Annotated in this window: 21 protein-coding genes; 9 read left to right on the top strand and 12 right to left on the bottom strand. The window is 72.4% G+C overall.

Translation table 11 applies throughout. From position 1 onward, the window contains the following. Positions 1-66: 66 nt before the first annotated feature. Positions 67-831 carry an SDR family NAD(P)-dependent oxidoreductase gene (locus BLT99_RS00760; RefSeq protein WP_092668448.1) on the bottom strand — a complete coding sequence of 255 codons (765 nt, stop codon included), beginning with the start codon at positions 829-831 and terminating at the stop codon, positions 67-69. A 51-nt stretch (positions 832-882) separates the two neighbouring features. Between BLT99_RS00760 and BLT99_RS00765 the strand changes: the two genes are divergently transcribed. Further along, positions 883-1,470, top strand: a complete 588-nt coding sequence (locus tag BLT99_RS00765) for a hypothetical protein (RefSeq protein WP_092668450.1) — start codon at positions 883-885, stop codon at positions 1,468-1,470. Between the two features lie 13 nt (positions 1,471-1,483). Here BLT99_RS00765 and BLT99_RS00770 read toward each other — a convergent pair whose 3' ends face one another. The 3 genes from BLT99_RS00770 to BLT99_RS00780 all read right to left on the bottom strand — a co-directional run bounded on the left by BLT99_RS00770 (position 1,484) and on the right by BLT99_RS00780 (position 3,865). After that, positions 1,484-2,098 (bottom strand): CGNR zinc finger domain-containing protein, encoded by a 615-nt coding sequence (locus BLT99_RS00770; RefSeq protein ID WP_229724799.1) that lies wholly within the window; start codon positions 2,096-2,098, stop codon positions 1,484-1,486. Between the two features lie 9 nt (positions 2,099-2,107). Beyond that, on the bottom strand, positions 2,108-2,647 hold the full coding sequence (locus tag BLT99_RS00775; protein ID WP_092668452.1) for a SprT-like domain-containing protein: 540 nt from the start codon (positions 2,645-2,647) through the stop codon (positions 2,108-2,110). A 63-nt stretch (positions 2,648-2,710) separates the two neighbouring features. Next, complete coding sequence (locus BLT99_RS00780; RefSeq protein WP_229724798.1) at positions 2,711-3,865, bottom strand: PQQ-dependent sugar dehydrogenase; 1,155 nt, start codon at positions 3,863-3,865, stop codon at positions 2,711-2,713. 68 nt (positions 3,866-3,933) lie between these two features. Between BLT99_RS00780 and BLT99_RS00785 the strand changes: the two genes are divergently transcribed. From BLT99_RS00785 to BLT99_RS00795, 3 genes are read left to right on the top strand one after another with little or no spacing between them, the layout of a single operon-like run. Next, the gene (locus BLT99_RS00785; RefSeq protein WP_092668454.1) at positions 3,934-4,695 is read left to right on the top strand and encodes a LamB/YcsF family protein; all 762 of its coding nucleotides are present in this window, start codon (positions 3,934-3,936) and stop codon (positions 4,693-4,695) included. Then, positions 4,692-5,345 carry a 5-oxoprolinase subunit B family protein gene (locus BLT99_RS00790; protein ID WP_092668456.1) on the top strand — a complete coding sequence of 218 codons (654 nt, stop codon included), beginning with the start codon at positions 4,692-4,694 and terminating at the stop codon, positions 5,343-5,345. Before BLT99_RS00785 ends, BLT99_RS00790 begins: the two co-directional genes overlap by 4 nt. Next, entirely contained in the window at positions 5,342-6,205 is an 864-nt protein-coding gene (locus BLT99_RS00795; protein WP_092668458.1) for a 5-oxoprolinase subunit C family protein, read from the top strand. Before BLT99_RS00790 ends, BLT99_RS00795 begins: the two co-directional genes overlap by 4 nt. 18 nt (positions 6,206-6,223) lie before the next feature. Here BLT99_RS00795 and BLT99_RS00800 read toward each other — a convergent pair whose 3' ends face one another. Next, positions 6,224-7,087: a spermidine synthase gene (locus BLT99_RS00800; RefSeq protein ID WP_371874260.1), complete on the bottom strand. Its 864-nt coding sequence runs from the start codon at positions 7,085-7,087 to the stop codon at positions 6,224-6,226. Positions 7,088-7,102: 15 nt separating this feature from the next. Continuing rightward, positions 7,103-7,858 carry a spermidine synthase gene (locus BLT99_RS00805; protein ID WP_092668460.1) on the bottom strand — a complete coding sequence of 252 codons (756 nt, stop codon included), beginning with the start codon at positions 7,856-7,858 and terminating at the stop codon, positions 7,103-7,105. A 113-nt stretch (positions 7,859-7,971) separates the two neighbouring features. Between BLT99_RS00805 and BLT99_RS00810 the strand changes: the two genes are divergently transcribed. Continuing rightward, positions 7,972-8,328 carry a group I truncated hemoglobin gene (locus BLT99_RS00810; protein ID WP_157674903.1) on the top strand — a complete coding sequence of 119 codons (357 nt, stop codon included), beginning with the start codon at positions 7,972-7,974 and terminating at the stop codon, positions 8,326-8,328. A gap of 35 nt (positions 8,329-8,363) precedes the next feature. Here the strand turns inward: BLT99_RS00810 and BLT99_RS00815 are convergent, their stop codons facing one another. After that, positions 8,364-10,997, bottom strand: a complete 2,634-nt coding sequence (locus tag BLT99_RS00815; protein ID WP_172802946.1) for a helix-turn-helix transcriptional regulator — start codon at positions 10,995-10,997, stop codon at positions 8,364-8,366. A 340-nt stretch (positions 10,998-11,337) separates the two neighbouring features. Here BLT99_RS00815 and BLT99_RS00820 point away from each other — a divergent pair, with 340 nt between their 5' ends. Next, a complete protein-coding gene (locus BLT99_RS00820) occupies positions 11,338-11,709 on the top strand; it encodes a hypothetical protein (RefSeq protein ID WP_157674904.1) in 372 nt (123 codons plus the stop codon). A gap of 1 nt (position 11,710) precedes the next feature. Next, the gene (locus BLT99_RS00825; RefSeq protein WP_092668468.1) at positions 11,711-12,115 is read left to right on the top strand and encodes a hypothetical protein; all 405 of its coding nucleotides are present in this window, start codon (positions 11,711-11,713) and stop codon (positions 12,113-12,115) included. Positions 12,116-12,234: 119 nt separating this feature from the next. On the opposite strand, the gene BLT99_RS00830 is transcribed toward BLT99_RS00825, so the two are convergent. Genes BLT99_RS00830 through BLT99_RS00850 form a run of 5 tightly spaced genes read right to left on the bottom strand, consistent with a single transcriptional unit; the run spans position 12,235 to position 15,824 of the window. Then, positions 12,235-13,035 carry a hypothetical protein gene (locus BLT99_RS00830; protein WP_157674905.1) on the bottom strand — a complete coding sequence of 267 codons (801 nt, stop codon included), beginning with the start codon at positions 13,033-13,035 and terminating at the stop codon, positions 12,235-12,237. Continuing rightward, entirely contained in the window at positions 13,032-13,670 is a 639-nt protein-coding gene (locus BLT99_RS00835; protein WP_092668472.1) for a hypothetical protein, read from the bottom strand. Before BLT99_RS00835 ends, BLT99_RS00830 begins: the two co-directional genes overlap by 4 nt. Continuing rightward, the gene (locus BLT99_RS00840) at positions 13,667-14,302 is read right to left on the bottom strand and encodes a hypothetical protein (RefSeq protein WP_092668474.1); all 636 of its coding nucleotides are present in this window, start codon (positions 14,300-14,302) and stop codon (positions 13,667-13,669) included. Before BLT99_RS00840 ends, BLT99_RS00835 begins: the two co-directional genes overlap by 4 nt. 9 nt (positions 14,303-14,311) lie before the next feature. Continuing rightward, a complete protein-coding gene (locus tag BLT99_RS00845) occupies positions 14,312-15,499 on the bottom strand; it encodes a hypothetical protein (RefSeq protein ID WP_092668476.1) in 1,188 nt (395 codons plus the stop codon). Positions 15,500-15,527: 28 nt separating this feature from the next. Then, positions 15,528-15,824: a hypothetical protein gene (locus tag BLT99_RS00850; protein ID WP_092668478.1), complete on the bottom strand. Its 297-nt coding sequence runs from the start codon at positions 15,822-15,824 to the stop codon at positions 15,528-15,530. A gap of 358 nt (positions 15,825-16,182) precedes the next feature. Here BLT99_RS00850 and rpoB point away from each other — a divergent pair, with 358 nt between their 5' ends. Both rpoB and rpoC read left to right on the top strand, forming a co-directional pair. Beyond that, on the top strand, positions 16,183-19,674 hold the full coding sequence (rpoB, locus tag BLT99_RS00855) for a DNA-directed RNA polymerase subunit beta (protein WP_092668480.1): 3,492 nt from the start codon (positions 16,183-16,185) through the stop codon (positions 19,672-19,674). 44 nt (positions 19,675-19,718) lie between these two features. Then, positions 19,719-23,615, top strand: a complete 3,897-nt coding sequence (rpoC, locus tag BLT99_RS00860) for a DNA-directed RNA polymerase subunit beta' (RefSeq protein ID WP_092668482.1) — start codon at positions 19,719-19,721, stop codon at positions 23,613-23,615. The last annotated feature ends 58 nt before the right edge of the window (positions 23,616-23,673 follow it).

A 23,673-nucleotide genomic window follows, 5' to 3' on the forward strand; every position in this document is an offset into this window, starting at 1 on the left:
TCAGGACCGGATCGCACGCACGAACCTGAGCAGCCTCCGTGCTCCTGAAACCAGAGGTGGCGGGCGCTACTTGCCGCCCGAGACCCGGATGTCGGCACCCGTCGTGTACGACGCGTCGGCGGACAGCAGCCACGCCACTGCGCCGGCGATCTCGTGCGGCTCGCCGGGGCGGCGCATCGGGATGCCCGCCGCGCGCTCGTCGGGTGCGTTCGGCCGACCGGCGGTCGCGTGGATCTCGGTGCGGGTCGTGCCGGGCGACACCGTGTTGACCCGCACGCCGGCGGGGCCGAACTCCCGGGCCAGGCCCACGCTCATGATGTTGACCGCCGCCTTGCTCGCGGCGTACGGGATGTACGTGTCGGGCGCCCCGTGCGTGGCCGCGCCGGAGGAGATGTTCACGATCGACCCGCCCGCACCGCCGCGTTCGGTCGACATGTGCGCGATCGCGGCACGGCAGAGCACCATGGGAGCGAGCACGTTGATGCGGAACACGAGGTCGGACTCCTCGATCGACGCGTCGAGGAACGGCCCGATGCGCCCGGTGATGCCGGCGTTGTTGACGAGTCCGGTCACGCGGCCGAAAAGCCGGATCGCCTCGGGCACCACTTCGGCCGCGGCATCGAGATCGGCGAGGTCGACCTGCAGCACCTCGACCCGGGCGCCCGCCGCGCGGCATCCGTCGGCCACCCGCTCGACCTCGTCGGCGCGTTCGCGATAGGTCAGCACGAGGTCGTGCCCGTCTGCGGCGAGCCGCTCGGCGATCGCGGCGCCGATGCCGCGGCCGCCGCCGGTGATGATCGTCACGGGCCGGGAGTCGACATGCGCAGTCATGACTCCACCCTATGAGCGCGCAAGGGTGGTCCGATCGCGTAGCCTGACGCGGTGAGCGAGTGGACCCCGGCAGCCGATCCGGCCGCGCAGGCGCGCTACCAGGTGCGGTTCGATCTGGGCGTCCCCGGTGTCGCGCGCATCGGGCGGGCCGCCGACGTGCTCGTCTGGGCCGACCAGGTCACGACGGATGTCGCGGGAGCCGCATCGTCGCCGGGCGCCGTCGATCCCGTGCCCGCCGAGGCTCTCTCGGCCGCACCCGATGCGGTCGTCGTGGCCGCGGCACTGCACGACGCGAACGCCGCGGCGGTATGGATCCTCGCCGAGCAGGAGCGCCTCGGGCGACGCGTGTACGTGGCGGTCGTCGCCGCCGGGCGGGCGGACGGCGGCTTCGCCGCCGACGACGTGCTCGCGGCGGGCGCGGTCGTCGACGCGCTCATGGCGCTCGGCATCGACGACACCTCGCCCGAGGCGGCGGTCGCGGCATCCGCGTTCGGGGGCCTGCGCCGCGCGGTGGCGCACCTGGCCACGGCCTCCGTCTCCGGACGCGAGGCGGTCTCGACCGGAGCGGATCCGGCCGCCCTCCGACGCGATGCCATCGGCGATGCGTCGGCGGCGGTGCGGGTGATCCGCGCGCGCTGAGCCGGAGGTCGCCTCAGGCGGCGGTCAGCGCGACCTTGCCCGACTTGCGCGCACGGTGGGCGCGCACCTTGGCCCGGTTGCCGCAGCGCTGCATCGAGCACCAACGCCGGCTCGCGGCACGCGACGTGTCGAGGTAGACGATGCCGCACCCGCCGGCGCAGATGCGCACGCGCCCGTCGTTGGCCGGGCCGAAGCAATCCACGGCGTCGCGCGCGATGGTCGACAGCGCCTGGCCCACGGTCTGCACCGAGCGGCCCGCCTGGCGCGACCCGCCCCCGAGCGTCGGCGGGATGTCGGGGGTCGCCGCGTAGAGGTTGACCAGGTCGATGTCGGCGGCGCGCAGCTCCTCGCCGCGGCCCGCCGCGAGGGCGAGCCGGCCGATCGCGTCGCGGAGCGAGACGGCGTCGAACAGGTCGCGGGACCGGGCGACGCCGACCGGCATGGGGAACCGCTCGCGCATCCACCCGGTCAGGTCGTCGGGGGCGTGCAGGGTCTCGGGCGCCACCGTCACGCGGATGGCCCCGGTGTACGCGAAGTCGAGGGCCAGCGAGCCGGAGTCGAACCACCACCGGCCGCTGTCATCGGTGAACCACTGGCCGACGGGGATCGAGACGGTCGAGACGGGCACCGTACGAACCTATCGGCTCCGGGCCCGCGGTGACGCCGCCCGGGACCTCACGGGGTCGGCAGCGGCGGCCGCCGCGGCACGGCGCATGGCGCCGGTGATCTCGCGGCGCCGCCACACGATGAGGTTCGACGGGTCGAAGCCGCGACGGCAGAGCCCGCAACTCAGCGGACGGATGGGTGCGCGGTAGCGGTAGTGCTCGTGCCCGGCGGGACAGCGGCCGACCCAGGGGGCGAGCTCGTCGGCGACGGCGCCGTCATGCGTGCGGCGACCCGCGTAGCCGATCTCATCCGCGATGCGGACCCACTTCGGACCGTGCCCGGCTCGCGGACCGGCCATCGCGTGCGCGACCTCGTGCAGCAGGATCTGGTGGATCTCGTCGTCGTCATAGCGGGCCGCGAGGTACCGCGACACCGAGATGCGCTTCTCGGTGTAGTTGCAGAGTCCCGCCCGCTTCTTCGCGTTGTCGAAGCCGAACGACCAGGCGGCAGGGTCGAGGTGCAGGGCGATGAGCGCCTCCGCCCAGATCCGAACCCGTTCGAGTTCCGCCATGGGACGAGGATATCCCCGCCCCACCCCGACGGCACCAGTCGCCCTGCCGCGACCGCGGTACGCTCAGCCGGCCTCCTCGAGCGGGATGCGCAGCAGCCGGTCATCACCCGCGCGGGGCGAGCCGCGGCCGTCGGTGTTGTTCGTGATCGCCCACGCCTCGCCGTCGGGCCCCGGCACCACGTCGCGGAAGCGTCCGAACTCGCCGGCGAACGCGGGCGACACGTCGGTCGGGGACGTGGAGGCGGGGGAGGCGAACCACAGCCGCTCGCCCCGCAGCGCGGCGATCACCACGGTGTCGCCGACGATCGCGATGCCGCTCGGGCTCGCCTCGTCGGTCGGCCACTGCACGGCGGGGTCGACGAACCGCGCGTCGCCGGCCCGCCCCTCGACCACGGGCCAGCCGTAGTTCGCGCCGGGCTCGATGCGGTTGAGCTCGTCCCACGTGTCCTGGCCGAACTCGGAGGCCCACATGCCGCCCGCGGCATCCCACGCCAGACCCTGCGGGTTGCGGTGGCCGAGCGACCAGACGAGCGTGCCGACGGGGTTGCCGGGTGCCGGCTCGCCATCGGGTGTCATCCGGAGGATCTTGCCGCCGAGCGAGTCGGGGTCCTGCGCCGAATCCTGCGCTCCCGCATCGCCGGCGCCCGCGTACAGGTACCCGTCGGGCCCGAATGCGAGCCGGCCGCCGTTGTGCCGGCCGCCGCGCGGGAGCCCGTCGAGGATCACCTCGGGCTCGCCCAGCTCGAGCGCGCCGGGCTCGCCCGAGAGCGGCATGCGCACGATGCGATTGTCGGACTCGGTCGAGTAGGCGGCGAACACCCGGCTCGGCTGCTCGTCGTCGCCGGGAAGGTGCGCGAGGCCCATGAGGCCGCCCTCGCCGCCCGACACGACGCCGGGCACGACCGCCACCTCGCGAAGCGAGCCGTCGTCGAGCACCTCGACGATGCGACCGGCGTCGCGCTCGCTGATCAGCACGCCGCCGTCGGGCAGTCGCAGGATCGACCATGGCGCGGCCAGCCCCTCGGCGATCGTCTCGGCATCGCCGACGGGGGCGAGCACCGGCGGGATGGAGGCGGCGGGCGTCGTCGATTCCGCGGTCTCGGACGGTGTCACGACGACCGGTCCGGAGTCGGGGCCGGTGGTGCAGGCCGCGAGCACGAGTGCAGCGCTCGCGAGGAGCGCCGCCCGAACCGCAACCCGCCCGATCCCGTGGGCCACCCGACCACCTCCGGTCCCAGTCTGCGCGAGCCGGGCCGCGAGTGCGACCCCCGGGTGAGAATGGGGGCATGGCGCGCGAGATCGACCTCAATGCCGACCTCGGGGAGTCGTACGGTGCCTGGCGCATGGGTGACGACGAGGCGATGTTCGCCCTCATCACCAGCGCGAACGTGGCCTGCGGCTTCCACGCGGGCGACCCGCTCACGATGCTCGGCAGCGCGCGGCTCGCGGCCGAGCACGGCGTGGCGCTCGGCGCGCACCCCGGCTATCGCGACCGCGCGGGCTTCGGCCGGCGCGCACTCGCCGTCGCGGCCGACGAGCTGGCCGCCGAGGTCCTCTACCAGGTCGGCGCGCTCGCGGCGACGGCGCGCTCGGCCGGCGTCGAGGTGCGCTACGTCAAGGCGCACGGCGCGCTCTACCATCGCCTCGGAGCCGATCACGCGGCCGCGACCGCGGTCGCCGACGCGCTCGCCGGGTTCGATCCCGCGCTGGTGGTGCTGGGGGCACCCGGCGGCGAGCTCGAGCGTGCCGCCGCCGTGGCCGGCCTGAGGTACGCGCGCGAGGCGTTCATCGACCGCGGCTACCTGGCCGACGGCACGCTCGTGCCCCGCCACGAACCGGGCGCCCTCGTGCACGACCCGGGCGCCGCAGCCGATCGCGCGCTCGAGCTCGTCGAGACGGGCGGCATCGCCGCCGACGACGGTGCGCGGGTCGAGCTCGCTCCCGATTCGCTCTGCCTGCACGGCGACACCCCGGGCTCGGTCGACATCGCGCGAGCGGTCCGATCGGCGCTCGACGCCGCGGGGCATGTCGTCCGGCCGTTCGCATGAGCGACGTCCGCCTGCTGCCGTCCGGCCGCTCGGCGCTGCTCGTCGAGTGCGAGAGCCTCGACGACGTGCTCGCCCTGCACGACGCGCTGGCCGTGTCGGCGCCCGACGGCGTGGTCGAGCTGGTGCCGGCGGCGCGCACGCTCCTCGTGGCGCTCGATCCGATGCGACTTCCGCTCGAGTCGGCGGCGAGCTGGGTCCGCGGCGCCGTGCACCCGCAGGCGGCGGCCGCCCCTCCGGCAGCGAGCGGCGAAGCTCGGCCCGACCTCGCGCCGGTCGTCGTCGAGGTCGACTACCGCGGCGACGACCTCGACGGCACCGCGCGCCTCCTCGGCGTATCGGTCGAGCATCTCGTCGCGCGGCACGTGGCCACGTCCTGGCGGGTCGCGTTCATCGGCTTCGCACCCGGCTTCGGGTATCTCGTGGCCGAGGACTGGCCCTTCGACGTGCCGCGCCTCGAGGTGCCGCGCACGAGCGTGCCGGCCGGTGCGGTCGGGCTCGCGGGCGGCTTCTCCGGCGCGTATCCCCGTGCGAGCCCGGGCGGATGGCGCCTCATCGGCCGCACGGACGCCGTGCTCTGGGACCCGCACGCCGAACCGCCCGCGCTGCTCGTGCCCGGGCGCCCGGTCCGCTTCCGGGAGGTCGGCGCATGACCCGTCTCGTCGTCGAGGCGGTCGGCGGCCCCGTGCTCGTGCAGGACCTCGGCCGCCCCGGCCGTGCCCGGCTCGGCGTCGGCGAGGCGGGTGCGCTCGACCGCGGCGCGCTCGCGCTCGCGAACCGCCTGGTCGGGAATCCCGACGGCGCGGCCGGGCTCGAGGTCGTCCTCGGCGGCCTGCGCCTGGTCGCCGATGCGGACGCGTGGGTCGCCGTCGCGGGCGCGTGGGGCCGCGTGCTGGTGGCCGGGCGCGACGCGGGCCCGTATCGCGCCGTCCGCGTCCGGGGCGGCGAGGCGCTCGAGCTCGCTCCTGCCGAGCGCGGCCTGCGGTACGTGGTCGCGGTGCGCGGCGGTCTCGACGAGCCGCGCGTGCTGGGGTCGCGCAGCCGCGACACGCTCGCCGGGATCGGACCCGAACCCGTGCAGCCGGGGCGGGTCCTCACGATCGGCGCCGAGCCCGAGGCATCCGTGCCCCTGCTCGACGACGACGCCGCGTATCCGCCGCCGACCGGTCCCGTGACGCTGGCGCTGCTCCCCGGCCCGCGCGCCGACTGGGTGACGGATGCCGCGCTCGCCGCGTTGTACGAGACGACGTGGCGCCTCTCCGCGGCATCCGACCGGGTCGGCGCGCGCCTCGAGGGTCCTGCGCTCGACCGGCGGATCACCGCGGAGCTGCCGAGCGAGCCGACGGTCGCGGGCGGCATCCAGGTCACGGGTGCCGGCGTGCCGACGATCCTGCTCGCCGACCGGCCCGTCACTGGCGGCTATCCGGTGGTCGCGATCGTCGACCCGGCCTCGCTCGACGCCGTCGCGCAGGTGCGACCGGGGCAGGCCGTGCGCTTCCGGCACGCGCGCTGACCGTCGGCGGGCCGACGGTCAGCCCTTGGCGAGGAACACCGAACGCGAGGGCGGCGGCGAGGGCACGGCCGTGGCATCCGTCACGACCGGAGCACCCGCGATGAACCGCACGAGCTCGTCGCCGTCGACCAGCTTGGCCGGGGCGGGGTCGCTCGCGAGTCGGCGGGGCATGGACGCGAACGGCAGCTCGGCGTCGGAGGCGTACATCACGACGTTGCCGAACCGGCGGCCCTTGAGCATCGCGGTGTCGGCCGCGATCGCGACGTGGGCGAAGGCGTGCGCGAGTGTCGCGGCCTGCGAGCGCGCGAAGGCGAGGCCCGACCCGTCGGCGACGTTGACGGCGACGATGCCGCCGGGTGCGAGCAGCGGCGCGAGGAGCCGGTAGAACTCGGCACTGGTGACGTGCGCCGGCGTGCGCGACCCCGAGAAGATGTCGACGACCGCGACGTCGACCGCGCCGTGCAGGCCGCCGGGCAGCTTCGCGAGCACCTCTCGCGCGTCGCCGTGCCGCACGCGCAGCTGGGCCCCGCGCGGCAGCGGCAGGTGCTCGCGCACCAGCTCGACGAGGTCGGACTCGAGTTCGACCACCTGCTGGCGCGAACCCGGGCGCGTGGCGACCACGTACCGCGGCAGCGTCAGGGCGCCGCCGCCGAGGTGGAGCGCGGTGATGGGCTCGCCCTCGGGTCGTACGAGGTCGATCGCATGCCCGATGCGGCGCACGTACTCGAAGCCGAGCCACGTCGGGTCCTCGACGTCGACGTGCGACTGCGGCGTGCCGTCGACGTAGAGCGTCCATGCGCCCGGGCGCGTGCGCGACTCCTCCAGGCGGGCGAGGTGGCCGCTCACGGCGAGCCGGCGTTCCGGGGTGGGCACGGATGCCACGCTACCGCCGGTCGCTCAACACGAGCCCCACAGCACGACGTCGAGCCGCGCGCCCTCGAGCACCTCGACCGGGAACGGGCCCGCGTCGCGTAGCCGCTCGAGCACGCGCGGCGGGATCGCGGGCCCCGCCACGATCACCGCGTTGCCCTCCTCGGCGCCCGCCAGCACGCTCGGCGGACCGGCGACGACGAGCCCGGCAGCGGGTTCGGCGCGCGCGATCGCCCGCGCCTGCGCGGCCAGCCGCGGTCCACCGGCCGCGTCGGCGACGTTGACCACGAGCAGCCCCGTCGCGTCGAGTCGGTCGAGGCACGCGCGCATGAACGCGGGCTCGTCGACGAATGCCGGCGAGTCGAGTCGCGTGTACAGGTCGACCACGACGACGTCGAACGGCTCGTCGTCGGGCAGTCGCGCGAGCGCGTCGCGCGCGTCGGCCACCATGACCGCGATGCGCGCGTCCGGCGGAAGCGGCAGCCGTTCCCGGACGATCGCGACGAGTCGCGCGTCGGCGTCGACGACCACCTGCGTCGAGTCGGGCCGGGTCGCCTCGACGTACCGCGCGAGCGTCATCGCGCCGCCGCCGAGGTGCAGCACCCGCAGCGGTGCGCCGGGGTCGGCCACGGCGTCGAGCACGTGCCCGATGCGCCGCACGTACTCGAAGAACAACCGGGTCGGATCGTGCGCGTCGACGTGCGACTGGGCGGCGCCGTCGACGAGCAGCGTGAGCCCGGTCGACGAGAACACGTCGGCCTCGAACTCGATGCGGGGCGCCATGCTCGAATGGTCCCACGCGTGCCCGGGTGCGGCCAGACGGGAATGAGCAATGGATGCTCAGGCGCCGGGGTGCGCCATCCGCGATGCTGGACCCGATGAGACGAGGAGGCGAGATGACCGAGCTCTACGACGAGGTCGGCGGACCTGACGGCGTGCGCACGGCCGTGGCCGTGTTCTACGGGCGCGTGACCGCCGACGACGAGCTCGGCGCGTGGTTCGAGGGCATCGACCTCGAACGGCTCAAGGCGCACCAGCGTGCGTTCCTCGCCGCGGCGTTCGGCGGTCCGCAGCTGTTCTCGGGCCGTTCCCTCTCCGAGGCGCACGGCGGGCTCGAGATCACGGATGCCGCGTTCGACCGCCTGGTCCAGACGCTGTGCACGAGCCTGGCCGACCTCGGCGTCCGGCAGGAGGCCGTCACGCGCGTGGCCGAGCGACTCGAGGGCGCCCGGGCCGAGGTCGTCACCGCCTGAGCCGAAGCACCCGCGCTCGAAACTCGGTGGCCGCGTCAGGTGCGGAGCTCGTGCCGGCCCCGGATGCCGAGCTTGGCGTACGTGGACTGCAGGTGGTTGTTCACCGTGCGCGGCGACAGGTAGAGCCGCGCCGCGATCTCGTTCGAGCTGAGTCCCTGCGCCGCGAGCGAGGCGATCTCGCGCTCGCGCGGCGTGAGCGGCTCGGCGCCGTCCGAGAAGCGCAGCAGCGGCGTGCGCGCGCCCTCGCACGCGGCGGCGAGCGTCGCCGCCTGCTGCAGGTCGGCCGTGGCCGCCCGGCCCTGGCCCGCGACGCGCGCCGCCTGCCCGGCGGATGCGAGCGCCTCGGCCGCGTACAGCAGGCTGCCGACCCGCTCCCACTCCGCCGCGACCGCGCGCAGCGCGAGCGCGTCGCCGTCGGCCTCGGCGCGGGCGTGGGCGTGGCGTCGTGCGATGGCGGGTGCGTCGGTCTCCTCGCGGAGCGATGCCAGCCGGTCGGCCGCCAGCGCGGCGTGGGTGCGCGAGCCGAATCGCACGACGTGATGGAGCAGCGCCGACGCGATCGTGGTCGAGCCGCGCGGGACGACCTCGTCGACCCGCGCGAGCACCCGCTCCGCGGCCGCCTCCGCGCCGCCTTCGGCCGCGTCGATCCAGGAGTCGGCCAGCGCGGTGACGGAGCTGTCGCGCTCGAGGCCCTCGATCACGCGCCCGCGGAGCTCGCGTGCCGTCGCGGGGTCGCCCTGCTCGGCGGCGACGATCGCGAGGAAGCAGAGTGCGAACTCCCGCAGCGACTTGGGGCCGTGGAGCTCGGCGCCGCCGACCGTGTCGCGGAACCAGCGCGCGGCCGTGTCCAGCCGACCCGCCTGCCAGGAGATGCGGCCCATCATGAACTCGTCGATCCGAGCGGTCAGCTCGTCGTCGGTGCGGATCGCGTCGTGCAGCGACTCGACGACGGTCGTGCGGGCCTGGTCCAGCCGGTCTGCGGCGATGAGCACGTCGGCGAGCACGATCTCGGCCCGCCTCGGCGGGATCGCCGAACCCGGCTCGCGGGCGTACCGCACCGCGCGCTCAGCGGCCGCCATCGCCTCCTCGGCGCGGCCGGTGAGCGAGAGCGGCATGGCCGACGACAGGTCCACGATCGACCGTTCGAACGCGCTGTCGCCCGCCGTGCGCGCGCAGGCCTCGACCGTCGCGAGCGCCTGCCGCCCGTACTCGAGGTTCGTCAGGAGCACGGACTTGCTCAGCCCGATCGCGACGGCCTGGCTCGGCAGGGCCGCCTCGAGCTCCTCGAGCAGCTCGAGCCCCCGGGGCGTGCCGAGCGGGTCGCCGCCGAGCACGTCCGCACGGGCCCGGCCGATCGACGCGACGAGCCCGTCGGGAGCGCCGTCGCCTCGCGCACGCTCGTCGGCGCGCACGAGCGCCGCGAGGGCCTCCGGTCCGCGTCCGAGGGACCACAGGATCTCGCCGTGCAGCAGCAGGGTGGCCGCGTCGTCGGCACCCGCCTCGACGGCGGCGGCGGCCAGGCGCTCGGCCGTCCGGCGGTCGTGGGCCAGCTGGGCCAGCGCCGCCGAGCGGGCGAGCAGTGCAGGATCGGACGGGTGGCCCGCGTCGAGCCGCCAGACGGCGGCGCGCAGTTCGTCGCTCGGGCCCATCTGCCGCGACGAGACCAGGTCGGCCTGCTCGAGCAGCAGGGACATCGCGCGGATCCGGGGGATCTGGTCGCGCACCGCCGCGGCGTAGTGCGGATGCGCGAGGGCGACGCGGACGCGCGGCGTCGACTCGTCGACGCGGACGAGGCCGCGCATCTCGAGCGCCGCGAGTGCCTCGGCCGCGCCGGGCTTGGCGAACTCGTCGACCGCGAGCGGCTCGCACAGCGCCAGCCGCTCCACGGCATCGCGCTCGTCGTCCCCGAGCACGCGGAGCCTGGCGCGGATCAGGTCGCGGAGCGCGGGCGTGCCGACGGGTTCGCCCACGAGTTGCCACAACCCGTCGACGGCCACGAGCGAGCCGGCCTCGGCCGCGCCGATCGCGAGCTCGCGGAGGAAGAGCGGGTTGCCGTGCGCCGCCCGATGCAGCTCCACGGCATCGCGGTGCGCGATGGCGCCGCCGAGCACGCGCGTGAGGAGCTCGGCGACCTCGTCCACGGCGAGCGGTCCGAGATCCAGTCGCACCGCGTCGGCGGATGCCGCGACCTGCTGCAGGCCGTCGGGCACAGGATCGGACTCGCGCACCGTCGCCGCGAGGCGGATGCGGCCGGCCTGCACGAGCTGCGCGATGAGCGTCACCGAGACCGAGTCCGCGGCCGACACGTCGTCGAACACCAGCAGCACGTCGCGGCCGTCCGCGATGCGCTGCACGGCGGCGTCCGCCGCGGCGTAGAGGGCGACCGGATCGCCGGCCGCCGAGACCATCGACGCGGGCTCGCGCGCGAGCACGGGAGCCAGCGCGCCCAACGGCACCGCGCTCAACGCCGGGTTTCCGCTCGCGGTCAGCACGAGCCATCCGCGGTCGGCGAGGTGCTCGGCCACCGCGTGCACCACGCGGCTCTTGCCGATGCCCGACGGCCCGTAGGCGAACGCCGAGCGAGCCGAGCCGGTCAGCCCCGCGAGGGCGCGCTCGATCGCCGCGTCGCGTCCGACGAGCGGCCAACTCTCGTCGAGCGCGAGGGGCACGTCGGCCGGCCCCCCGGGTACCAACGCCACCATCACGGCCTTTCGGGTCTCCGGCGGAGCCGGACGAGTCTCACTGTACGGGCCACGGCTCCGCCGCGGCAGGCGCTCGATCGCCCCCGAACGGGGGAAACCGGGCACGCCGCCGGAGGGGCCTGAGCAACGGACGGCACCGCCTGAGCAACGCGCGGGCGATGCTGAGCAATCGGCGGCGCCGAATGGAGCATCGCCTGCCCATGACCCGCCGCCGTCGACCGCCGGATGCTGGTCACCGGCAGCACAGCCTGCCCCGCGGAGCCGGACGGCCCGCGATCCGACAGACATCCACGAGGAGCAGGAAGACATGTTCAAGCAGTTCGGCGACATGGCCAAGATGGTCCAGGCGGCCCCGGGCCTCATCGACCAGGCCAACGCCCTCGCGGCGCAGTCCGAGGCCTATCGCCAGCAGATGGACGTCATGGCCGTGCAGGCCATGACCGCCCAGCCGGCCCCCGGAGCGCTCGAGCCCATCGAGGGCGTCGACCTCGACCGGTACGCCCGCATCGTGAAGGGCATCGCGGCCTTCGGCTACGACGAGACGAAGCTGCCCGTCGTCGCGGGGATGTTCGGCATCGACCCCGAGTCGTGGGCCACCGCGCAAGTCGGATGGGGCGAGCGGATCCGCGTCGACCGCGGTGTCGGCCGTCGCTTCAACGAGATCTACGCGGTGGTGTGAGATGCCGTTCCTGTCCGATCTCACGACCCTCACCCGACACGCGAACGCCTCCTACCGCCGCATGGACGTCGGGGCGACGCTCGCCGCCGCGCAGCAGTCGATGGAGCAGGCGCGCCGCGTCATGGCCGCGAGCGTCGTCGCGCACGACCCCGCCCTCGACGCGGCACGCGTGCGCGCCACCGCGACCGTGACCGACGCGCGCCAGCTGCCGATGATGCTGGGCATGAACGCCGTCGTCGAGCTCGACCTCATCGTGACGATGCCGGGCGGCGGCATCCCGATGCCGGCGAGCCGCACCGAGCAGGTCGCACCGCTGCACCTCGCGCGCGTGGCGCCGGGCTCAGAGCTCCAGGTGAGCCTCGTGCCCGGACGACCCGACACCGTCCGCCCCGAGTGGGGCGTCTGAGCCACCCCGAGCGGATGCCGCGACGCGGCCGTGACACGAGCTGCATCGTCGCGCGACATCCCGACGCCCCCGCCGGCAACCCGAACGGCGGGGGCGTCGTCATGCCCACCGCCGGCCGATCAGACCGAGGCGCCGAGCCGGCCGAGGGGTGCGCGGACCGCGCGCGCGGCCTCGTCGGCGGAGACGGTGCCCTGCAGTCGGAGACGTTCGACCGCCCGGCGGCGATCATCGAGCAGGCGCGCCTGCTCGTCGGCCGGGATCGCCGCGATCGCCTCGGCGAGGCAGCGTTCGTCGTCGATCCGCTCGCCAGGCGTCGGTTCCGGACGCGGACGTCCGTGCGACGGCCGGACGGGGCGCGGGCGCACGACGCGGGCGCCGATCGCGTTCGCGACGCCGAGCGCGACGACCACGACCGCGAGGGCGCACCATGCAAGCCATCCCGGCACGTCCTGGCGCGAACCGATGAGCGCGATCGCGATCCCCGTCAGCACGGCGAGGAGCGCCGTCGCGCCGCCGATGCCGGCCGAGTCGGGGCGCCCGAGCGAGGCGCTCACGAGCAGCACGAGCTGCACGATCGCGGCGATGACGAGCGACGCGCCCGCGACGGGGACGGCGATGCGGCCGTCGACCTCGTCGAAGGTCACGCTGCTGGTGGAGAGCGTGGCGAGGCCCCAGACGGGCGCCCACACGACGGGGAAGGCGACCAGCGTGGCCGTCACGATCCCGGCCCACAGGGCGATCCGGAATCCGCGCGTGGACGTGCGCACCTCGGCGGCCGCGGGGCCCAGCAGCCGAAGCACGGCCGGATGATCGCGGAGCACGTGCGACTCAAGCTCGTCCCAGTCGATGCGACCGCCGCGCGGCAGCGAGCGCACCCACTCGGACGCGCTCGGCGCGAGCGACCTCGATGTGTGGGTCATGCCGCCCCGGCGGCCGGCCATCGCTCGAGATCGGCGCGCACGCCGACGTCGCCCGGAAGCGGACGCGCGTGCCAGTCGCCGTCGTCGCGGACACGCGCGATGCCGCGCATCATGGCGCGCACCTCGTCGACGACGTGTGCGAACACCGTCGGAAGCGTCGGCTCGAGCGTCACGAGCACGAGGTCGTCATCGTCGGCGAAGCAGTACTGCGTTCCGATGAGCGATTCGTCGTCGGCGCCCGGGAGGACGTCGGACTGGACCCACTCGACGCCCGGACCCAGCCGCGCCCCGTCGAACCGCTCGACGTGCGACGTCGGAGCGGCGCGGAGTTCGTCTGCGATGGCCGCGAGGCCCGGCGACGGGAGTACGGCGATCCGGACGAGCACCGCCGCCGGGATCGTGGCGGGCCAGAACTGCAGCACGACGCCGTCATCGCCGCGCAGCTCGAGCGCGCGGCCGACGACGGCGGGCACGAGCTCGATCACGTCGGCGGGCCAATGGCCGGTCGCGGTCGTGAGCCGCGCGTCGGCCGCGGCGACCCAGGCTCGGCGCTCGTCGGCCGTGCGGCACCGGGGCAGCGCCGTCCACCGCGCCTCGTCGACCTCGACGACGAGCTCGTCGCGCTCGGAGCTCACGACGTCTCCGCGGCCGCCGGCGCGGGCCGGGGCAGCCAGCGCAGCGTCGACACGTGGGCGTCGACGGCGAAGCGCGTCGCCGAGAGCAGCGGGTCGTCCTCTGGTGTGTCGGGCTCGTGCGGCATCACGGCCGTGAGGAGGAGGGCGCGTCGTCGGCCGGTTCCCGGCACGGGCGTCAGGTACCGGACGGTCGTCACGCCCAACCGGACGCCGCCCTCGGTGCGCGTCTCACGCGATTCCTCGCGGATGAACCGCGTGTCGCCGCCGAGCGGCGTGGCCCCGCGCGTGATGAGTGCGGTGACGAGGTCGTCGAGCGAGCCGCCGTCGGGCGCCGACTGCATCGCGGCCGTGACGGAGGCCGGGATGAACGGGATGCCGTCGCCGCCGTCGACCTGCAGCATGACGGCCACTCCGCGGCTCTGCTGCAGCGCGGCGAAGGCCTCGGTGACGGAGGCGCGCGCCGCGGCCCACAGGTCGGGACGGTGCGCCGCCATGAGCCGGGCGCGCACGCGCTCGAGCAGCTCGTCGCGCGCGGCATCGTCGGCGTCGAGCCGGATCCAGCCCTCGGGCAGCATCATCGCGAACTCGGGATCGCGGTCGGCGCCGAGTGCGGCGCGCAGGCTCTGGTCCACCACGCGAGCCTACCGATCCGTGCCGACGATGCCGTCGTACAGGCGGCTGTAGAGCCCCTGGCCGGTGCCGTAGGACAGGCCGGTGTTCACGCGCCCGAGCTGCGTCCACCAGGTGCCGATCACGATGTCGGCAGGCCGCGCCGTCGAGAGCGAACCGGCGGCCTTGCCGGTGAAGAACCGTGCGATCGAATCGACGAGCCGCCCGTCGGTGCCGTGGTTGCGGGCGAAGTGGGCGAAGCCGTTGCGGATGCCCTCGACCCCCGATCCCGTGAAGCGGAACGCCGAGCTCCCCGACCCGAAGATCGTCGAGATCTCGGTGCCGATGGCGCTGCGGCCCGCGCCCGTGAGCAGGCCGCCGAGCGCGTCGTCGGCGAACTTCGCGGTGCCCATCTTGCCGAGGCTCCCGAACGGGATGACGCCGATCGTCGCGAGGATCACCTCCTTCCACCCGGTGTCGCCGCGCGCCTTCTGGTAGATCGTCAGCGCCAGCGTGGCGATCGCCACGATCGCCGAGAGCGCGGCGATGAGCGGGCCGCCGACGATGATCGCCGCGATGGCGAGCGCGAGGCCCACCCACTTGAGGACCTCGAGGGTGCCGGCGACGAAGCCGTCGACCTTGTCCCAGAACCCGTCTTCGATCGAGCCGTCGAGCACCTCGCCGACGTTCGAGGCGGCGCGTTCGAACGCCGCCTCCCAGGTGTCGTACTCGGCGTCGAACGCGTTCGCCTCCTCGAGCCACGCGTCGTACGCCGCCTGCTTGGCTCGATCGGCGTCGGCCTGCGCCTCGGCCTCGGGGCTGTCGGCCTCGGGGGCGTTCCAGGCCGGCCGTTCGACCTGGAGGAACCCCGGCGTGCGCGCGAAGTCGCCCCACGCCTCCTCGGCCGCGTGGGCCCGGCGGTCGAGGCGCGGCTTGACCTCGGCGAGCGCCTCGCCATAGGCGCGCACGACCGGTCCGGTCGGGCGGTACATCTCGCCGGCGCGCTTCAGCTCCTCGTGCACGTCGCCCACGACGTCCTGCAGCTTCTCGACGGCGAGGCCGCGCTGTCCCGATGCCCCGTCGGCGATCGCGCGCAGCGTCGCCGCGCTGTCGATCATGTCCTCGCCGAGCCGCTCGATCTCGGTGCCGCGACGGACGATGGTCGCCGCGTCGCCCTCCAGGTGGCCGATCCGCCGTCCCCTCGGGGAGTTCGGGTGCATGTCGTGTCTCCTCGTCGGAACGGATGGGTCAGGGGGACTGCAGGCCCGCGGCCGTCTCGTCGTCCCAGGCGCGGAAGCCCTCGAGCACGCCGTGCACGTGCTCCTGCACGCCGGCCACCTCCTCGGCGAGGTTCTTCCGCTTGTTGTTCCAGCGGTCCTCGAAGTCCTCGACGGCCTCTCGCAGGTCGTTGCGACCGAACGGATCGCCGATCGCGCCTTCGAGCACGTCGGCGCGCGCGGCCGCCTGCTCGAGCTCCGCGGTGATCGACTGCAGCTTCGCGTCGAGGTCGGCGAGCCGGTCGTACGTGATGATGACGTCGCCCATGCGAGCTCCTCCCGGGTCCGGTCGACACGGTATCGACGGGCTCGACGGCGCGTCGATGGGGAGGATTCCCCATGCCGCGCGCGGAGCCGTCGCGCGATGGCGGGGGGTTCGGCGAGGCGTCAGCGCGGGTCGGGCGCGCGGTTATACCCGACGAGTGCGAACAAATCAAGAATCCGACTGGACATGGCGCGTCATCCGGTCTATGCTTGACCTTTGCGCTCCCAGACCCACTATGCCTTCATATTGCGGTCGGCTTCCTGCGTGCCGGGCTTCCCGGCATCCGCATCGTCTGAGGGGTCCACTCCACCACCACCGACAGTGAACCGGCCCCGAGACGGGGTCCATGGAGGTCATTTCCTTGGCTGCTGCGCGCAACGCCACCACGCCCACCCCCAAGAACGGACGCGGTGCAAGCCGCCTCTCGTTCGCAAAGGTCACCGACACCCTCACCGTACCGGATCTGCTCGCCCTGCAGACCGAGAGCTTCGACTGGCTCGTCGGCAACGACGCGTGGAAGGCGCGCGTCGAGGCGGCCGTCGAGCAGGGTCGTCAGGACCTGCCCGAGACCACCGGTCTCGAGGAGATCTTCGAGGAGATCTCGCCGATCGAGGACCTCGGCGAGACCATGCAGCTCTCGTTCACCAATCCCGAGCTCGAGCCGCCGAAGTACACCATCGACGAGTGCAAGGAGAAGGGCAAGACCTACTCCGCGCCGCTCTACGTGAACGCCGAGTTCATGAACCACCTCACCGGTGAGATCAAGACCCAGACGGTCTTCATGGGCGACTTCCCGCTCATGACCCCCAAGGGCACCTTCGTCATCAACGGCACCGAGCGCGTCGTCGTGTCGCAGCTCGTCCGTTCGCCCGGCGTCTACTTCGAGCGCACGCCCGACAAGACCTCCGACAAGGACATCTACTCGGCGCGCGTCATCCCGAGCCGCGGCGCCTGGCTCGAGTTCGAGATCGACAAGCGCGACCAGGTCGGCGTCCGCATCGACCGCAAGCGCAAGCAGTCGGTCACCGTCTTCCTGAAGGCCCTCGGCCTCACCTCCGAGGAGATCCTCGAGGAGTTCGCCGGGTACGAGTCCATCGCCCTCACCCTCGAGAAGGACAACATCCTCACGAAGGAGGAGGCGCTCAAGGACATCTACCGCAAGCTGCGTCCGGGCGAGCAGGTCGCCGCCGAGGCCGCGCGTGCGCTCCTCGACAACTTCTACTTCAACCCGAAGCGCTACGACCTCGCCAAGGTCGGCCGGTACAAGATCAACCAGAAGCTCGGCCTCGAGGCCCCGCTGACGGACTCGGTGCTCACGGTGCAGGACATCGTCGCCACGATCAAGTACCTCGTCGCCCTGCACGAGGACCGCGCCACGCTGCCCGGCCGCCGCGGCGGCAAGGACGTCGAGATCCGCCTCGACGTCGACGACATCGACAACTTCGGCAACCGTCGCATCCGCGCGGTGGGCGAGCTGATCCAGAACCAGGTCCGCACCGGCCTCTCGCGCATGGAGCGCGTCGTCCGTGAGCGCATGACCACGCAGGACATCGAGGCGATCACGCCGCAGACCCTGATCAACGTGCGACCCGTCGTGGCCGCGATCAAGGAGTTCTTCGGCACCTCGCAGCTCTCGCAGTTCATGGACCAGAACAACCCGCTCGCCGGCCTCACGCACAAGCGCCGCCTCTCGGCGCTCGGCCCGGGCGGCCTCTCGCGCGACCGCGCCGGCGTCGAGGTCCGCGACGTGCACCCCTCGCACTACGGCCGCATGTGCCCGATCGAGACGCCGGAAGGCCCGAACATCGGCCTCATCGGCTCGCTCGCGTCGTTCGCGCGCATCAACTCGTTCGGCTTCATCGAGACGCCGTACCGTCGCGTGGTCAACGGCAAGGTCACCGAGCAGATCGACTACCTCACGGCGATGGAGGAGGACGACTTCATCGTCGCCCAGGCCAACGCGCCGCTGAAGGCCGACGGCCACTTCCAGGAGGAGCGCGTCCTCGCCCGCAAGAAGGGCGGCGAGGTCGACCTGTTCCCGGCCGACGAGATCGGCTACATGGATGTCTCGCCGCGCCAGATGGTGTCGGTCGCGACCTCGCTCATCCCGTTCCTCGAGCACGACGACGCGAACCGCGCCCTCATGGGTGCGAACATGCAGCGTCAGGCGGTGCCGCTGCTGCGCAGCGACTCGCCGTTCGTCGGCACGGGCATGGAGGGCTACGCCGCGGTCGATGCAGGTGACGTCATCACGGCCGACCGTGCCGGTGTCGTCACCGAGGTCTCGGCCGACGCCGTCACGCTGCAGCTCGACGAGGGCGGCACGCAGACCTACTACCTGCGCAAGTTCGACCGCTCGAACCAGGGCACGTCGTACAACAACCGCGTCATCGTCTCCGCCGGCGACCGCGTCGAGGTCGGCGAGGTCATCGCCGACGGTCCCGCGACCGACAACGGCGAGCTCGCGCTCGGCAAGAACCTCCTCGTGGCGTTCATGCCGTGGGAGGGCCACAACTTCGAGGACGCGATCATCCTCAGCCAGAACCTGGTGAAGGACGACGTCCTCTCCTCGATCCACATCGAGGAGTACGAGGTCGACGCCCGCGACACCAAGCTCGGCAAGGAGGAGATCACGCGCGACCTGCCGAACGTGAGCCCCGACCTGCTGGCCGACCTCGACGAGCGCGGCATCATCCGCATCGGTGCCGAGGTGCGCCCCGGCGACATCCTCGTCGGCAAGGTCACGCCGAAGGGCGAGACCGAGCTCTCGGCCGAGGAGCGCCTGCTCCGCGCGATCTTCAACGAGAAGAGCCGCGAGGTCCGCGACACCTCGCTGAAGGTGCCGCACGGCGAGCAGGGCACGATCATCGGCGTCAAGGTCTTCGACGCGCAGGACGGCGACGACGAGCTCGGCTCGGGCGTCAACCAGCGCGTGGTGGTCTACATCGCCCAGAAGCGCAAGATCACCGAGGGCGACAAGCTCGCCGGCCGCCACGGCAACAAGGGCGTCATCTCGAAGATCCTGCCGGTCGAGGACATGCCGTTCCTCGCCGACGGCACTCCGGTCGACGTCATCCTCAACCCGCTCGGCATCCCCGGCCGCATGAACTTCGGCCAGGTGCTCGAGACCCACCTCGGATGGGTCTCGAAGCAGGGCTGGAAGGTCGAGGGCAAGCCGGCGTGGGCCAAGCGCCTGCCCGAGGCCGCCCACGAGGCCGCTCCCGGCACGAAGGTGGCCACCCCGGTGTTCGACGGCGCGCTGGAAGAGGAGATCGCGGGCCTGCTCGACTCGACGCTGCCCAACCGCGACGGCGAGCGCCTGATCGACTCCACCGGCAAGACGCAGCTGTTCGACGGCCGCTCCGGCGAGCCGTTCCCGTACCCCGTGGCGGTCGGCTACATGTACATCCTGAAGCTGCACCACCTGGTCGACGACAAGATCCACGCTCGCTCGACCGGCCCGTACTCGATGATCACCCAGCAGCCGCTCGGTGGGAAGGCGCAGTTCGGCGGTCAGCGATTCGGTGAGATGGAGGTGTGGGCCCTCGAGGCCTACGGTGCCGCGTACGCGCTGCAGGAGCTCCTCACGATCAAGTCCGACGACATCCTCGGCCGCGTCAAGGTGTACGAGGCGATCGTCAAGGGCGAGAACATCCAGGAGCCCGGCATCCCCGAGTCCTTCAAGGTGCTCATGAAGGAGATGCAGTCGCTGTGCCTGAACGTCGAGGTCCTCTCGGCCGACGGCACCGCGGTGAGCCTCCGCGACACCGATGACGAGGCCTTCCGCGCTGCGGAGGAGCTCGGCATCAACATCTCCGCGCGCTTCGAGTCGTCGAACATCGACGAGATCTGAACCGCCAGGTACGAGACGAAGACTTCAGGAATCTAGGAGAGAAATTGCTCGACGCAACGACGTTCGATGAGCTCCGCATCGGCCTGGCCACCGCTGACGACATCCGCAAGTGGTCGTACGGTGAGGTCAAGAAGCCCGAGACCATCAACTACCGCACGCTGAAGCCCGAGAAGGACGGGCTCTTCGGCGAGCAGATCTTCGGACCCAGCCGCGACTGGGAGTGCGCCTGCGGCAAGTACAAGCGCGTGCGCTTCAAGGGCATCGTGTGCGAGCGATGCGGTGTCGAGGTCACCAAGTCCTCGGTCCGCCGCGAGCGCATGGGTCACATCGAGCTCGCCGCCCCGGTGACGCACATCTGGTACTTCAAGGGCGTGCCCTCGCGCCTCGGGTACCTGCTCGACATGGCGCCGAAGGACCTCGAGAAGGTCATCTACTTCGCCGCGTACATGGTGATCGACGTCGACGAGGAGGGCCGCCACCAGGACCTCCCCGGCCTCGAGAACGAGCTGCGGCTGGAGATCAAGACCATCGGCGACCAGCGCGACGCGCGCATCGCCGAGCTCATGAAGCGCAAGGAGGAGGAGCTCGCGGCCCTGGAGGCCGAGGGCGCCAAGGCCGACCAGCGCAAGCGCGCCGAGGCCGCCGCCGACAAGGAGATGGCCGGCGTCCGCAAGTCGGGCGACGAGCAGATCGCGCACCTCGAGCGCGTGTGGGAGGACTTCCGCACCCTCAAGGTCGGCGACCTCAAGCCCGAGGACTCGGTCTTCCAGGAGCTGCAGGACCGCTTCGGCATGTACTTCGAGGCCTACATGGGCGCCGAGGCCATCAAGAAGCGCCTCCTGTCGTTCGACCTGGCGGCCGAGGCAGACGACCTGCACCTGCAGATCGCCGAGGGCAAGGGCCAGAAGAAGATCCGCGCGATCAAGCGGCTCAAGGTCGTCAACTCGTTCCTGCAGACCGGCAACTCGCCGGCCGCGATGGTGCTCGACGTGGTCCCCGTGATCCCGCCCGAGCTTCGTCCGATGGTCCAGCTCGACGGCGGCCGCTTCGCGACCTCCGACCTCAACGACCTGTACCGCCGCGTGATCAACCGCAACAACCGCCTGCGTCGCCTGCTCGACCTCGGTGCTCCCGAGATCATCGTGAACAACGAGAAGCGGATGCTGCAGGAGGCCGTCGACGCGCTGTTCGACAACGGTCGTCGTGGTCGCCCCGTCACGGGCACGGGCAACCGCGCCCTCAAGTCCCTGAGCGACATGCTCAAGGGAAAGCAGGGTCGCTTCCGCCAGAACCTGCTCGGCAAGCGCGTCGACTACTCGGGCCGTTCGGTCATCGTGGTCGGCCCGCAGCTCAAGCTGCACCAGTGCGGCCTGCCCAAGCAGATGGCGCTCGAGCTGTTCAAGCCGTTCGTCATCAAGCGCCTCATCGACCTCAGCCACGCGCAGAACATCAAGGCCGCCAAGCGCATGGTGGAGCGTTCGCGTCCGCAGGTGTGGGACGTGCTCGAGGAGATCATCCGCGAGCGACCCGTGCTCCTGAACCGTGCGCCCACGCTGCACCGCCTCGGCATCCAGGCGTTCGAGCCGCAGCTCGTCGAGGGCAAGGCCATCCAGCTCCACCCGCTCGTCTGCGCCGCGTTCAACGCGGACTTCGACGGCGACCAGATGGCCGTGCACCTGCCGCTGTCGGTCGAGGCCCAGGCCGAGGCCCGCATCCTGATGCTGGCGTCGAACAACATCCTCAAGCCGTCCGACGGTCGCCCGGTGACCCTGCCCTCGCAGGACATGATCATCGGCCTGCACCACCTGACGACCGAGAAGCCGGGCGCCGCCGGCGAGGGCCGCGCGTTCTCGTCGATCGCCGAGGCGATCCTCGCGTTCGACCAGAACCGTCCGGGCGAGCTCGCGCTCGACCTCGGCGCCAAGGTGAAGATCCGCCTCGACGGGCTCCACTTCCGCGAGGGCGACGAGCCCGAGGGCTTCGTGCAGGGGCAGACGTTCCTGCTCGAGACCACCCTCGGCCGTGCGCTCTTCAACGAGGCGCTGCCCGAGGACTACCCGTACTTCAACCAGCAGGCGGGCAAGGGCCAGATCTCGTCGATCGTCAACGACCTCGCCGAGCGCTACCCGAAGACCGAGGTGGCCGCGACCCTCGACCGGATCAAGGACGCCGGCTTCCGCTGGGCGACCCGTTCGGGCGTGACCGTCGCGCTGTCCGACATCATCACGCCCCCGAGCAAGGGCGAGATCGTCTCGAAGTACGAGAAGCAGGCCGCCAAGGTGCAGTCGCAGTTCGAGAAGGGCCTCACGACCGACCTCGAGCGGCGCCAGGAGCTCATCCAGATCTGGACCAAGGCCACCGACGAGGTCGCCAAGGCCATGCAGGAGAACTTCCCGACCGACAACACCATCAACCGCATGGTGACCTCGGGCGCTCGCGGTAACTGGCTGCAGGTGCGCAACATCGCCGGCATGCGAGGCCTCGTGAACAACCCGAAGGGCGAGATCATCCCGCGCCCGATCATCTCCTCGTACCGCGAGGGGCTGTCGGTGGCGGAGTACTTCATCGCCACGCACGGTGCCCGCAAGGGCCTCGCCGACACGGCGCTCCGCACGGCCGACTCGGGCTACCTGACCCGTCGTCTCGTGGACGTCTCGCAGGATGTCATCATCCGCGAGGACGACTGCGGCACGACCAAGGGCCTCGAGCTGCCGATCGCGGCGGTCGACTCGACCGGCGAGCTGGTCCGCGACCCCAACGTCGAGAACTCGGTGTTCGCCCGGTCGCTCGCGGCCGACGCGGTGAACGCCAAGGGCGAGGTCGTGGCCGAGGCCGGCGACGACGTGGGCGACGTGCTCATCGACAAGCTGGTCGCCGCGGGCGTCGAGTCGATCAAGGTCCGCTCGGTGCTCACGTGCGAGTCCGCGGTCGGCGTGTGCGCGAAGTGCTACGGCCGTTCGCTCGCGACCGGCAAGCTCGTCGACATCGGCGAGGCGGTCGGCATCATCGCCGCCCAGTCGATCGGCGAGCCGGGCACGCAGCTCACGATGCGCACCTTCCACACCGGTGGTTCGGCCTCGGCCGACGACATCACGCAGGGTCTGCCCCGCGTGCAGGAGCTGTTCGAGGCCCGCACCCCGAAGGGTGCGTCGCCGATCGTCGAGGCTGCCGGCCGCATCACGATCGACGAGACCGAGAAGCAGCGCAAGGTCATCCTCACGCCCGACAACGGCGACGAGCCGATCGCGTACAACGTGCTCAAGCGTTCGACGCTGCTCGTCGAGGACGGCCAGCACGTCGAGCTCGGCCAGCAGATCATCGTCGGCACGGTCGACCCGAAGGAGGTCCTGCGGGTCAAGGGCGTCCGCGAGGTGCAGAAGCACCTGGTGAACGGCGTCCAGGACGTCTACCGTTCGCAGGGCGTGCCGATCCACGACAAGCACATCGAGGTCATCGTGCGCCAGATGCTCCGCAAGGTCACCGTGGTCGACCACGGCGACACGGAGCTGCTGCCGGGCGAGCTCGTCGACCGCTCGCGGTACAACGAGATCAACCGGGCCGCGCTCACCGAGGGCAAGCGCACCGCGTCGGCGCGCCAGGAGGTCATGGGCATCACCAAGGCCTCGCTCGCGACCGAGTCGTGGCTGTCGGCCGCGTCCTTCCAGGAGACGACCCGCGTGCTCACGCAGGCCGCCATGGAGGGCAAGTCCGACCCGCTCGTCGGCCTCAAGGAGAACGTGATCATCGGCAAGCTGATCCCGGCCGGTACGGGCCTCGCCAAGTACCGGAACGTGACGGTGGAGGCGACGGAGGAGGCGAAGGCGGAGCGCTACCCGAACCGCATCTTCGCCGACGACGCGTCGTTCAGCGAGGGCGACCTCAGCTTCGTCGACTTCGACTCGTTCTCGAGCGACGACTTCACGCCCGGCAACTACAGCTGATCCACGATCGGGGCGGCGCCGGCCGCCGCCCCGAACACACCCCGACGGGCCCCGGATT

The organism is Agromyces flavus (assembly GCF_900104685.1).
GTDB lineage: Bacteria > Actinomycetota > Actinomycetes > Actinomycetales > Microbacteriaceae > Agromyces > Agromyces flavus.

Bases quoted from the DNA above. Each gene is read 5' to 3' on its own strand.
- BLT99_RS00760 (WP_092668448.1), bottom strand. From the start codon at position 831: ATGACTGCGCATGTCGACTCCCGGCCCGTGACGATCATCACCGGCGGC.
- BLT99_RS00775 (WP_092668452.1), bottom strand. From the start codon at position 2,647: ATGGCGGAACTCGAACGGGTTCGGATCTGGGCGGAGGCGCTCATCGCC.
- BLT99_RS00785 (WP_092668454.1), top strand. From the start codon at position 3,934: ATGGCGCGCGAGATCGACCTCAATGCCGACCTCGGGGAGTCGTACGGT.
- BLT99_RS00790 (WP_092668456.1), top strand. From the start codon at position 4,692: ATGAGCGACGTCCGCCTGCTGCCGTCCGGCCGCTCGGCGCTGCTCGTC.
- BLT99_RS00795 (WP_092668458.1), top strand. From the start codon at position 5,342: ATGACCCGTCTCGTCGTCGAGGCGGTCGGCGGCCCCGTGCTCGTGCAG.
- BLT99_RS00805 (WP_092668460.1), bottom strand. From the start codon at position 7,858: ATGGCGCCCCGCATCGAGTTCGAGGCCGACGTGTTCTCGTCGACCGGG.
- BLT99_RS00810 (WP_157674903.1), top strand. From the start codon at position 7,972: ATGACCGAGCTCTACGACGAGGTCGGCGGACCTGACGGCGTGCGCACG.
- BLT99_RS00820 (WP_157674904.1), top strand. From the start codon at position 11,338: ATGTTCAAGCAGTTCGGCGACATGGCCAAGATGGTCCAGGCGGCCCCG.
- BLT99_RS00825 (WP_092668468.1), top strand. From the start codon at position 11,711: ATGCCGTTCCTGTCCGATCTCACGACCCTCACCCGACACGCGAACGCC.
- BLT99_RS00830 (WP_157674905.1), bottom strand. From the start codon at position 13,035: ATGACCCACACATCGAGGTCGCTCGCGCCGAGCGCGTCCGAGTGGGTG.
- BLT99_RS00845 (WP_092668476.1), bottom strand. From the start codon at position 15,499: ATGCACCCGAACTCCCCGAGGGGACGGCGGATCGGCCACCTGGAGGGC.
- BLT99_RS00850 (WP_092668478.1), bottom strand. From the start codon at position 15,824: ATGGGCGACGTCATCATCACGTACGACCGGCTCGCCGACCTCGACGCG.